A 10,752-nucleotide genomic window follows, 5' to 3' on the forward strand; every position below is an offset into this window, starting at 1 on the left:
GCCCCCACCAACCGCCTCGACTTCATGATCCGCGACACCGCCGCACCCCTGGTCATCACCCGCTCCACCCTCCAGCACGTCCTGCCCGAATCCTCGGGCTGGACCACCGTCCAGATCGACACCGACTGGGACACCATCGCCACCACCCCCACCGACCAACCCCTGGAGGAGTGGGCCACCCGCGAGTCCCTCGCCTACATCCTCTACACCAGCGGATCCACCGGCACCCCCAAGGGCGTCATGATCGCCCACCAGGCCGTCTCCCTCTTCGCCGAGGCCTACCGCCGCACCTTCGACCTCGGACCCCAGGACCGGCTGCTCCAGCAGGCGGCGCTCTCCTTCGACATGTCGCAGGGCGAGATGTGGACCGGCTTCCTGGTCGGCGCCACCGTGGTCGCCGTCGCCCCCGAGGAGGGGGAGTCCCCGGAGGCGCTGGCGGCTCTGATCCGGGAGCAGCGGCTCAGCTTCATCGGGCTCTCCCCGGCGATGCTGTCCCTGGTCGAACCGGGGCCCTACCCCGACCTGAAGTACGTGATGGCCGGTGGCGAGGCGCTGCCCGCCGAGGTGGTCAACACCTGGAACCTGCCGGGCCGCACCTTCGCGAACCTCTACGGCCCCACCGAGACCGCGATCGCCTGCACCGAGTACCGCCTGGAGCACACCCACTGGAGCTCCGCGCCGCCGATCGGCCGCCCGCAGGTCAACCGGCAGGTCTACGTCGTGGACCAGTGGCAGAACCTGGTCCCGAGAGGCGTGCCGGGGGAACTGCTGATCGGCGGTGACCCGGCCGGGCTGGCCGAGGGCTACCTGAACCAGCCGGAGCTGAGCGCGGAGAAGTTCATCGCCGACCCGTTCGACCCCGACCGCACCGTCTACCGCTCCGGCGACCTGGTCCGCTGGAACGCCGACGGCCAGATCGAGTACCTCGGCAGGATCGACAACCAGGTCAAGCTGCGCGGCCTGCGGATCGAACTCGGCGAGATCGAGGCCGCACTGAGGTCGCATCCCGGCGTTCGCACGGCCGTGGTGGTGATGCGTCCGGACGCCCGCGGGGAGAACCGGCTGGTCGGCTATCTGACCTCGGAGGACACCGAGCCGACCGTCGACGAACTGCGACGCCGTCTGACCGAGCTGCTTCCGGAATACATGGTTCCCACAGCGTATGTGGTGCTGGACGAACTACCGATCCGGGCCGGATGGAAGATCGATTACCGGGCACTGCCCGACCCGGTCGACGCCGGCAGCGCGGCAGCGGAGTACGTCGCTCCGCGCACCCCCACCGAGGAGGGCGTGGCCGGGATCTACGCCGATGTGCTGACGCTCGGCCAGGTCGGCGCGGAGGACAGCTTCTTCGCGATCGGCGGCAACTCGCTGCAGGCGATGCGAGTGGTCAGCCAACTCCGGAAGAAGTTCGGGGTGAAGGTCAACATCCGTCTGCTGTACGGGAACGCGGCTGTCAGCGCGCTGGCCGCGGCGATCGACGAGAAGCTCGCGGCGGCCGCCGGCCGATAGCCCACCCGCGCCCGCCCGGGGCGTCCCATCCTGCGGTCCCGCCGTCCCGTTGCCCCGCTACCCCGCCGCCCCACCGGCGGGCGGCGGGGCGGTGGGGCGGCGGGCAGTGCTGTCCGCAACCGGACAGTCACGGGTTGGACACGCAAACCCGTGGTGTGAGGAGCGTGGATAGCGCAGAGTTGTCCCTGCAGGCGGAACCGGAAATGAAGTCACCGCGGGACCTCAGAATTCCGAACCGTTCTCGTCCATACTGTTTCTCATCTTCTCAGGGAGCTTTCATGCGCTCGATCCGAATAGTCGCCGTGGTCCTCGGTCTGGGTCTTGCGTTTCCGTTCGTCACCACCTTCGCGGCGGGTGCCGCGGTGAAGCCGAGCACGACCGTGGTTCGCGCTTCCGGCGTCTCTCCCAACACCGTGTGCCCGCTGAGCATGACGTGGGACGGAAGCGGCTGCGTCTGAATGGATCGACGCGCACCACTCGCCCCCGGTGATCCCCGGCGGCGATAGGAAGAAAGTCCGGACATGACGTTGGGGCGCCTGCATCGCAGGCGCCCCAACGTCGTTGCGGTGCGGGTACCGGTCCCACCGGTGGTTCGATGCGCTCACGCGGTACCGACGGCGGATCGGTGGCTCTTCAAACTTCCGTGACTGCAGGGCGACTTGGGGAGCCGGCGCGGCGAGGGCCCGGCAGCGACGCGTACCGACGCATCGATGCGGGGCCCTCGCAGCGCCATGGCCTGCAGGCCTGCTTGATCACCAGGCGTCAGGTTCCCCGTCGCCGGGCACCTCCGTCCGGTCGGGAGCGTCGGGCCCCATCGCCCACAGCACCCACTCCTGGCGCGACACGCCCAGCCGCGGGTCGGGTCCGAGCAGGGCCTCCGCGGCAGGGGTGAAGAGCTCCACGGCGCAGTGGTCGAGCACCAAGCCCGTGCCGGAGGAGGCGAGCGCCCGCCGTAGCAACGCCGCCGCCGAATCCTCCGCGGTCTCCACCGCGCCAGCGATCACAAAGAGGACGAGGTCCATGCCGGCATCGGACGGTTGCGCGTAAACGTGGACCAATCCATCACCCGGTCCAGCCGCCTGCCGAATTTCCTCGCACAGGGCAGCGGTTCCCACAGCCGTCGCCGGATGTCCCCTTGTCAGTCTGGTACATACGAAATACACCCACCAAGCGTGGCAAGAGCTTCCAGCGAATTCCATGGAAGAAGCCTGGCCGCATAGTGCCTGGCCGACACCGGACGACCTATGATGACCATGTCAACGTGGTCACTTGGGGGAATGCATGCTTGAGGCCTTTGGGGTGGATCCGGTTGCCGAGGCCGTGTACCTGGCGATGCTGCGGCGTCCCGACGCGGATGCCGAGGAACTGACCGCACACCTGGAACTCGACGGGGACACCGTGCGCTCAGCTCTCGACGAGCTCGCCCGGCTGGCGCTGCTCCGCCCATCCTGGGAGGATCCGCTGGCGCTGCGCCCGGTCACTCCCGAACTCGGACTGGAGGCCCTGCTCGCACGCCAGCAGGCGGAACTGCTGACCCGTCAGCACCAGATCGAGCAGGGCCGGGCCGCCCTCGCCGTCGTGGTCGCCGAGACCGCGGGCGGTCGCCACACCGGCGCCGCCGACGTCGAGGAACTCGTCGGCATCGACGCCATCCGCGAGCGCCTTGAGCGGCTGACCGCGTCGACCCGCTTCGAGGTGCTGACCTTTGTCCCCAGCGGTGCCCAGACCGAGGGCGCCCGCGACTCCAGCCGCCCGCTGGACATGAAGCTGCTGGAACGCGGCGTCGACATGCGCACCGTCTACCTGGAGTCGGTCCGGAACGACCCGGCGACCATCGCCTACGCGCGCTGGCTCACCGAGCGGGGCGGCCAGGTCCGCACCACGGCCACGCTGCCGCTGCGGATGATCGTGGTCGACCGGGAGACGGCCGTGGTCCCGCTCAACCCGCAGTCCCCGCGTGCGGGTGCCGCCGTCCTGCACGGCAGTGGCGCGGTGGCGGCGATGTGCGCGCTGTTCGAGCAGATCTGGGACACCGCCACGCCGCTCGGCATCGCCAAGCAGCGGGACGAACAGGGCCTCTCCGACCAGGAGAAGGCGCTGCTGCGGATGCTCGCCCAGGGCGACACCGACGAGGCCACCGCCCGCAAGCTCGGCATCTCCGACCGCACCGTGCGGCGCCTGATCGCCGATCTGATGAGCAAGCTGGGCGCGCGGAGCCGGTTCCAGGCCGGCTTCCTCGCCACCGAGCACGGCTGGCTCTCCTCGTCGGCCCACCGCTGAGCCCTGGGCGCGAGCCCCTGGCCGCGAACCGGACCGGGCCTCTCCACAGGCCCGGTCCGGAAGCCGCCGTCACACCTCAGGTGCCGACGCTATTCCCCTCATCTGCGCTTATTTCGACGGCGGCGAATTCGCCGTTGACACATCGTTGAGGAATTGGCCCCACGGCCGCATCGTCGCAGTCCGGGGGCGCCTGGGCGCAGGTGAATGTGCTTGCTAGGCTCCGGCTGCCCAGGGGCCCGCTGTGATTTCCATGGGGGCAGGCTTTGGGCTCACAGAGGGGGAAAGCAGGCAAAATGTCAGCAATTACCGTACTCAGATCGAGAACCGGCCGCCTGTGGGGCGTGCTCACGCTGCTCGTCGCGGTGCTGGCCGCGCTCGTCGGCCCGACCGGCACCGCGTACGCGGTCGCGTCCCAGCCGGCCGGAACGGCGAAGACCACCACAACGGCGACACGGACAGCCGGAGCGTCGACCACGCCGACGCGCGGGACGTCCGCCGCCACCGCCGCGAAGCCCAAGCTCGTCACCAAGCCCGTCGCACCGACGAAGGCACAGCTCCCCGTCCGCCCCAAGGCTGACGCGAAAGCGCTCCACTCGGCCGCCGTCCGGAGCGCCCTCGCCCACAGCAGCGTGCCCAGCACCTGCTCCGGGGCCGTCGTGGCGGACACGATGTACCCCTGCACCACACCGGCGGGCACCGAGACCTACACCCTGACCCTGCCGAACGCCACCGACCTGCTGGTCGTGCGTGCCGCGTCGAGCAGCAGCAGCTCGCTGCCGATCACCGTCACCGCACCCGGCGGCAGCACGGTCAGCTGCCAGCAGCCCTACTGGTTCCAGGCCCCGCAGTGCGCGACCACCCAGGCCGGCACCTACACCCTGCAGGTCCAAGACGGAGGCAACGCCTTCACGCTGGAGTACACCGCGCTGCTCTCCGACACCTCCTGCGCGGTCGCCAACCCTTCGTTCAGCTCGCCGACGATCCAGGGCTCGCTCGCCGCGGACGCCACGGGCAACTGCTACTCGCTCGCCATCACGAGCGGGAGCGTGCTGCACGTCGCCCTCTCGTCCACGCCCTACCAGGAGCTCTCGGTCGTCGTCTACGACGCGACCGGCGCACAGATCTGCGTCGACGACCAGGGCAAGTGCACCCTGACCGGCACCGCCCCGTACCGCGTCCTGGCCAGCGACACCAACGCGAACGCGGACAGCTACTTCCTCCAGCTGAACAGCCTCTCGAACCCGCAGGGGTGCCTGGCGGCCACCCAGCAGACCTACGGCAGCGTTCCGGCTGGGCGCCCCAGTGCACAGCGCACCAGCTCTCCGCGAACGGCTTCGCCCCGCAGAACGGGTCCCTGACCGAGACCTCCACCGCCTACTGCGCCGTGGTGCAGGTCCAGCCGTCACAGGCGTTCGGGGTGTTCGGGGTGTCCACGGCGACAGACCTCAAGGTGCCGTGGGTGAGCCTCTACTCCAGCGCCAACTGGACGAACGGCATCGGCTTCTGCAACGGCAACAACCTCGGCTCCTTCAGCTACACCTGCCAGACGCAGTCGAACGACGCGGCCGGGCAGGCGGTCATGCTGGTCACCCCGAGCACGGCACCGACCCCGGTCGGCTACACCATGCAGGGCGTCTGCGAACGAGGCTGCGTCACTCCCCCACCCACGACGCTGACCTCGGTCTCGCCCGCCGTCGGAACGGCGGGGGCGCTGAATCAGGTCGTCGTGCGGGGAACCGGCCTCACTCTCGGCACCGAGCTGGACCTCGCCGGCAACGGCATCGTGGCGAGCAACTACCAGATGAACCAGGCGGTCTCCGTCAGCGCTGACGGCACGTCGCTCACCGTGCTGTTCTCCACGTACGGTCTCGCACCCGGAAAGTACGATCTGGTGCTCAACGGTGTCGGCTACACCGTTGGGACCCCCTCCCCGGGATACCTGCCCGGCGCCTACACCGTCACGCCCGCCCCGGCACCGCAGCCCAACAGCCTGTTCACCCCGCTGACTCCGTCCCGGATCCTGGACACGCGGCTCGGCATCGGCGCGCCCAAGGCCCATGTCGGCGCACGGCGGACGGTGAAGCTGCAGGTCGACAACACCGCCGGGGTTCCCGCCGGCGGCGTCACCGCCGTCGCGATGAACGTCACCGCGGTCACCCCGACCAGCGCGGGCTTCGTCACCGTCTACCCCGACAGCCGACCGCTGCCCACCGTCTCCAACCTCAACTTCAGCGCCGGACAGACGATCCCCAACCTGGTCGTCGTCCCCGTCGTCGACGGAAAGGTCGACCTCTACAACGGCTCCGGAGGCACCGTCCAGCTCATCGCCGACCTGGACGGCTACTACACCACGTAGGTCTGCCCTCCCCGCTCCACTGTGCCCGTGGCCGTTCCTCTGGGGGACGGCCACGGGCACAGCTTTTCGCGCAGGCACCGGAGCCGCCGTCACACCTGCAGCAGGATCTTGCCGATGTGGGTGCTGGACTCCATCAGCCGGTGCGCCTCGGCGGCGTCGGCGAGCGGGAACACCCGGTCCACGACCGGCTGGACCACGCCGGATCCGATCAGCGGCCAGACGTGCTCACGGACGGCGGCGACGATCGCGGCCTTCTCGTCCAGCGGCCGGGCGCGCAGGCTGGTGGCCGCCACCGCCGCGCGCTTGGCCATCAGCTTGGCGAGGTTCAGCTCCGCCCGCACCCCGCCCTGCATCCCGATCACGACCAGCCGGCCGTTGACGGCCAGGGCGTCCACATTGCGGTCGAGGTACTTGGCGCCGATCACGTCGAGGATGACGTCGGCACCGCCGAACGGCGCCACCGCCTCGACGAAGTCCTGCTCGCGATAGTTGACCAGGACGTCCGCGCCCAGCTCCCGGCAGGCCTCCAGCTTCGCCGCGCTGCCCGCGGTGACCACCACCCGGGCACCGATCGCCTTGCCCAGCTGGATCGCCATGGTGCCGATGCCGCTCGACCCGCCGTGCACCAGCAGCGTCTCGGCCGGCCGCAGATGGCAGACCTGGAAGACGTTGGACCTTGTGACAGTACCCCCAGGGTGATCTGCGCCACATCTTCTCTGGATCCAGCGTTCCGGAAGCTTGTCAAGAAGGTGCCCTGCCCCTGGGCGCAGGGCGATTCTTGTTGCCGAATGGCGCGAAGAGGTGAGGACCATCGCCAAGGTGATCCAGGGCGCAGCGGAGCCACGCCTCTGCACAAATCCGGGTGCGGTCGCAGCTCCGAGCCGCGAACCTGATCCGGAGCCTGTCGGCACCAGCCGCCGAGCATCCCGCAGCACGAACGGAGACAGCGCAGACCATGCGGTTGATTTTCATCGACGACAGTGGACAGAGGGATTGCCCTCGCGCGGGCATCGGCGACCTGATCTCTCTGGGCTGCGTCAGTGTCCCGGAGCAGTCCGTGCTCCCGTTTGCCGAGGATCTTCGGGAGATCAAGAAGGACCTCGGGATCCCGGCTGGCGAAGAGATCAAGTGGAAGCCCCCGAAAGGAAGCTTCCTTGCGGCTGCAGGGGGTGAGGTCGTGACGAGCCTTCGGCGGCGAATGCTCCAAGCGGCAATTGACCGAGACATCCGCTCAATGGTGGTGATTCTTGACCACTCGAAGGCCTACACCGCTTCCTCCAAGGAGGAGGCGGGACGCACGATCTTGAAGTGGCTGTACGAGCGCATCTCGATGCACCTTGGCGACTACGACGAGATCGGCATCGCGTTTGCTGACAAGCCCGGCGGAGGAGTGGCCGAAGAGGGCAAGTGGCTCGCCGGAACGCTCGCACTGACGAACCACGGGACTGAGTACATTGAGCCCGGGAAGGTCGTCCTTCCGATCGTGACGGCCTCCAGCCACCACTTGCCGCACCTGCAACTGGCAGACCTCGTTGTCGCTGCCTCCACGGCCGCGGTCGCCGGGCGACCTGCGGCGCTCGGACTCAAGGACCTTCTCTACCCACTCGCTCACAAGCACTCGCTCGGGTCTATCGGTGGCGCTGGTGTCGTGATCTGGCCGCAGAACCCGAACCTCTACTACTGGGCTTTCGGAGAGGATGACTACTCCAGGCCGTCGATGATGGCTGGGTTCGTCCTGCCCTACAAGGCGTTTCCCTATGCCGACGACGACGGGCTGAAGCAGTCCTAGATCATGATCTGATGATCACGAGCCTGCTGCCGTGTGAAGCGCCCTCAGGGGTCAAACCCTGAGCAGGATCTTGCCGATGTGGGTGCTGCCTTCCATCAGGCGGTGGGCCTCTGCGGCGTCCGCGAGCGGGAGGATCCGGTCCACGACGGGGCGCACGCGGCCGTTTCCGATCAGCGGCCAGACGTGCTCCCGGACGGACGCGACGATCGCAGCCTTCTCGTCCAGGGGGCGAGCGCGCAGGCTGGTGGAGGCGACGGCCGCTCGCTTGGCCATGAGCTTGCCGATGTCCAGTTCCGCCTTGGTACCGCCCTGCATACCGATGATGACCAGGCGGCCGTTGACGGCGAGGGCGTCGATGTTGCGGCTCAGGTACTTGGCACCGATCACGTCCAGGATGACGTCGGCGCCATGGTCGCCGAGGGCGTCGACGAAGTCCTGGTCGCGGTAATTGATCAGGATGTCCGCGCCCAGGGCGCTGCAGGCCTCCAGCTTCTCCGCGCTGCCGGCGGTGACGGCCACTGTGGCGCCGATCTGCTTGCCCAGCTGGATCGCCATCGTCCCGATCCCGCTGGACCCACCATGCACCAGCAGGGTCTCGCCCGGACGCAAGTGGACAGTTTGGAAGACGTTGGACCATACCGTCGAGGTGACCTCGGGGAGCGCTGCGGCGTCGACGAGGTCGATCCCCTTCGGCAAGGGCAGCAGCTGGCCGACTGGGATGCTCACCTTCTCGGCGTATCCGCCACCCGAGAGCAGGGCGCAGACCTCGTCGCCGACTGCCCATCCGGCTACCCCAGCTCCGAGCGCGGCAATGCGCCCGGAGCACTCCAGGCCGGGATACGGAGAGGCACCCGGCGGCGGGTTGTAGAAGCCCTGCCGCTGCAGGACATCGGCGCGGTTCACAGCTGAAGCGACGACCTCGACCAGAACCTCGCCCTCGGCGACTACAGGGTCGGGGACTTCAGTCAGCTGAAGGACCTCGGGGCCGCCTGGCGCGGCAATGGTGATAGCTCGCATACTCCGACGCTACCTGCCACGAGCGTTCGGACTCATCTCACGGGCCCGTTTGGCGAGTCATCGGTGACAGACGATGCCAACCGCTCTCCAGCTTGCCAGCAGGGCTGCGGGTAGTCAGGTCATGCACCAGCCGGAGTCGCAGCCGCCGTCTTCCACGTCCTCTGGGATGGGCACAGTCTCGGCGGGAATAGCCTCCGGGAGAGGCTTGCCGAATCGGGTGAGGTAGACGGGGTCGCGCCCGAGGGCGGCGCGTCGGCCGTTCACGGTCTTCTCGAGCGCTACCGCTTGGGCAAAGAGTTCTGGCTCTGTCCGCCGCTGCTGACGCCAGGCATCGATGGTGCGGAAGGGGCAGAAGAAGCACGAGCTCTTCGGAGGTACGCGGAGGCCGGCACCCTCGATGATCTGCTCGCAGTCGTCTCGCCGTAGCCGCAGGTCGAGCAACGGGTACTCGATCCGCTCGTGGGGTTCGCTTCGGCGGCGGTTGGCCCTGTGGATTTCGTCGAGGGAGATGCCGATCCCAACAGTCGCGGGGGCGTCAGCAGTAGCCCCATGCTGCCGTAGCCAGCGCCCGACCACCCTGATCTTGAAGTCCGCGGTGCAGGATCTGCGCCCGGGTGCCCCGTTCGCCATTCGCACTGGAATGGGGATCGAGCGGGTGTCCGGTCGGTTCAGCCGCTCCATGAGCGTCTCGGTAGTGCCGTCCCGCCGTGTCCGCCGGAGCTGGTGCAGTTCGATCCCCGCCCTTGCCGCGTAGGGCGCGGCGACGTCGCGGATGTAGGCGAGGGTCGCCGGGTGTTCGCTGTCGTCGCCGACGTTGGCGAACAGGAAGGTGGAGTAGTCGATGTCGCCCTTGGCTGCAAGGACGAGGAGCGCCGTGGACTGGACCCCGCCGCCGTAGGAGATCGCTCTCATGGGCGAGCCTCCCGTCCACACCCTGTGGACCGTGCGCCGCTCGCGCGGGTTGGCGCCGTGATGGTGCAGGTATCGCATGACATGGATCCGCCTCAGAGTGGACTACATGAGAGATTCTATGGATAGGATAGCTTCCATCAACTGTTTCTCTCACTGAAGGGCATGTGAATGCAAGCACGCGCGAGCATGCCGAAGGTCTACTGGGTGCGGTCTACTTATCGCTTCGGTCGGACGACGGCAGTGTGCCCTTCAGCCAGCATCTCCGTAACGAAGGCAACTGCTTCCTCCTGCTCGGAGCTGGTGAAGCTCTGCGGTTCAGGCAGCGGCTTCTTGGGCGAACGCGGCTCGGTGGGCACCCTCCGGCCTCGAGGCTTCTGCGGGATGCGCTCACCTGCCTGCAGCCGCTCGATCTGCGCCGTCACAAGGCTGCGCCCTCGCTCGGCGGCGTCCGCTGTGATGGTGTCTAGCAGCCACAGGGGAGACCGGGAGAGCACTAGGTCGGCTGCGGCGATCCGCTTGCGATGCCGCCATCGGGACACCGTCTGCTGGTCGGTGCCGAGGGCAAGGGCGACTTCCTGGATGCCCATGATGACGGGCAGGAGTTCACGAGTCTGGACGCGGTATCCGTCGGGGAGCTTCGCTTCGTACTCGTGCAGGCTCTCCTCGGTAACCTGTCGGCCAGCGAGGGTGAGGATTGTGTCCAGCAGCCAGTACGGGTTGCCGGAGGCGACGAGATCTGGCTCGGGCAGCGTGCCATCAGCACGCCACTTCGCCGAGGTCTGGCGCTCGATGCCGACGAGGTCAGCGATTTCGGCATGCCCCAGCAGATACGGAATCCGCACCTGTGTCATGTCCCGTGCCTTCTCCGCCATACACGCCACGATGG

10 protein-coding genes and 1 pseudogene are annotated in these 10,752 nt (G+C 68.2%); 6 read left to right on the forward strand and 5 right to left on the reverse strand.

From position 1 onward, the window contains the following. Both ABH925_RS26235 and ABH925_RS26240 read left to right on the forward strand, forming a co-directional pair. On the forward strand, nucleotides 1–1,512 hold a 1,512-nt coding region (locus ABH925_RS26235; RefSeq protein WP_370151408.1), incomplete at its 5' end, for a non-ribosomal peptide synthetase. Nucleotides 1,513–1,790: 278 nt separating this feature from the next. Then, entirely contained in the window at nucleotides 1,791–1,970 is a 180-nt protein-coding gene (locus tag ABH925_RS26240; protein WP_370151410.1) for a hypothetical protein, read from the forward strand. Nucleotides 1,971–2,264: 294 nt separating this feature from the next. On the opposite strand, the gene ABH925_RS26245 is transcribed toward ABH925_RS26240, so the two are convergent. Next, on the reverse strand, nucleotides 2,265–2,534 hold the full coding sequence (locus ABH925_RS26245) for a hypothetical protein (RefSeq protein WP_370151412.1): 270 nt from the start codon (nucleotides 2,532–2,534) through the stop codon (nucleotides 2,265–2,267). A gap of 259 nt (nucleotides 2,535–2,793) precedes the next feature. Here ABH925_RS26245 and ABH925_RS26250 point away from each other — a divergent pair, with 259 nt between their 5' ends. The 3 genes from ABH925_RS26250 to ABH925_RS26260 all read left to right on the forward strand — a co-directional run bounded on the left by ABH925_RS26250 (nucleotide 2,794) and on the right by ABH925_RS26260 (nucleotide 6,148). Further along, nucleotides 2,794–3,792 (forward strand): LuxR C-terminal-related transcriptional regulator, encoded by a 999-nt coding sequence (locus ABH925_RS26250; protein WP_370151414.1) that lies wholly within the window; start codon nucleotides 2,794–2,796, stop codon nucleotides 3,790–3,792. 341 nt (nucleotides 3,793–4,133) lie between these two features. After that, nucleotides 4,134–5,150, forward strand: a complete 1,017-nt coding sequence (locus ABH925_RS26255) for a hypothetical protein (protein ID WP_370151416.1) — start codon at nucleotides 4,134–4,136, stop codon at nucleotides 5,148–5,150. A gap of 68 nt (nucleotides 5,151–5,218) precedes the next feature. After that, nucleotides 5,219–6,148 carry a hypothetical protein gene (locus tag ABH925_RS26260; RefSeq protein WP_370151419.1) on the forward strand — a complete coding sequence of 310 codons (930 nt, stop codon included), beginning with the start codon at nucleotides 5,219–5,221 and terminating at the stop codon, nucleotides 6,146–6,148. An 89-nt stretch (nucleotides 6,149–6,237) separates the two neighbouring features. On the opposite strand, the pseudogene ABH925_RS26265 reads toward ABH925_RS26260, so the two are convergent. Further along, nucleotides 6,238–6,822 (reverse strand): annotated as a pseudogene (locus ABH925_RS26265) (zinc-binding dehydrogenase); the annotation flags it as partial. Nucleotides 6,823–7,103: 281 nt separating this feature from the next. Here ABH925_RS26265 and ABH925_RS26270 point away from each other — a divergent pair. Beyond that, a complete protein-coding gene (locus ABH925_RS26270) occupies nucleotides 7,104–7,937 on the forward strand; it encodes a DUF3800 domain-containing protein (RefSeq protein WP_370151422.1) in 834 nt (277 codons plus the stop codon). Between the two features lie 51 nt (nucleotides 7,938–7,988). Here ABH925_RS26270 and ABH925_RS26275 read toward each other — a convergent pair whose 3' ends face one another. The 3 genes from ABH925_RS26275 to ABH925_RS26285 form a co-directional block, all read right to left on the reverse strand. Continuing rightward, on the reverse strand, nucleotides 7,989–8,954 hold the full coding sequence (locus tag ABH925_RS26275; protein ID WP_370151425.1) for an NAD(P)H-quinone oxidoreductase: 966 nt from the start codon (nucleotides 8,952–8,954) through the stop codon (nucleotides 7,989–7,991). Between the two features lie 114 nt (nucleotides 8,955–9,068). Beyond that, on the reverse strand, nucleotides 9,069–9,866 hold the full coding sequence (locus ABH925_RS26280; RefSeq protein ID WP_370151428.1) for a phosphoadenosine phosphosulfate reductase: 798 nt from the start codon (nucleotides 9,864–9,866) through the stop codon (nucleotides 9,069–9,071). Between the two features lie 215 nt (nucleotides 9,867–10,081). Then, nucleotides 10,082–10,738, reverse strand: coding sequence for a hypothetical protein (locus ABH925_RS26285; protein ID WP_370151431.1), 657 nt, complete (start codon nucleotides 10,736–10,738; stop codon nucleotides 10,082–10,084). Between the last annotated feature and the right edge of the window lie 14 nt (nucleotides 10,739–10,752).

It is taken from the genome of Streptacidiphilus sp. EB129 (assembly GCF_041262645.1).
GTDB lineage: Bacteria > Actinomycetota > Actinomycetes > Streptomycetales > Streptomycetaceae > Streptacidiphilus.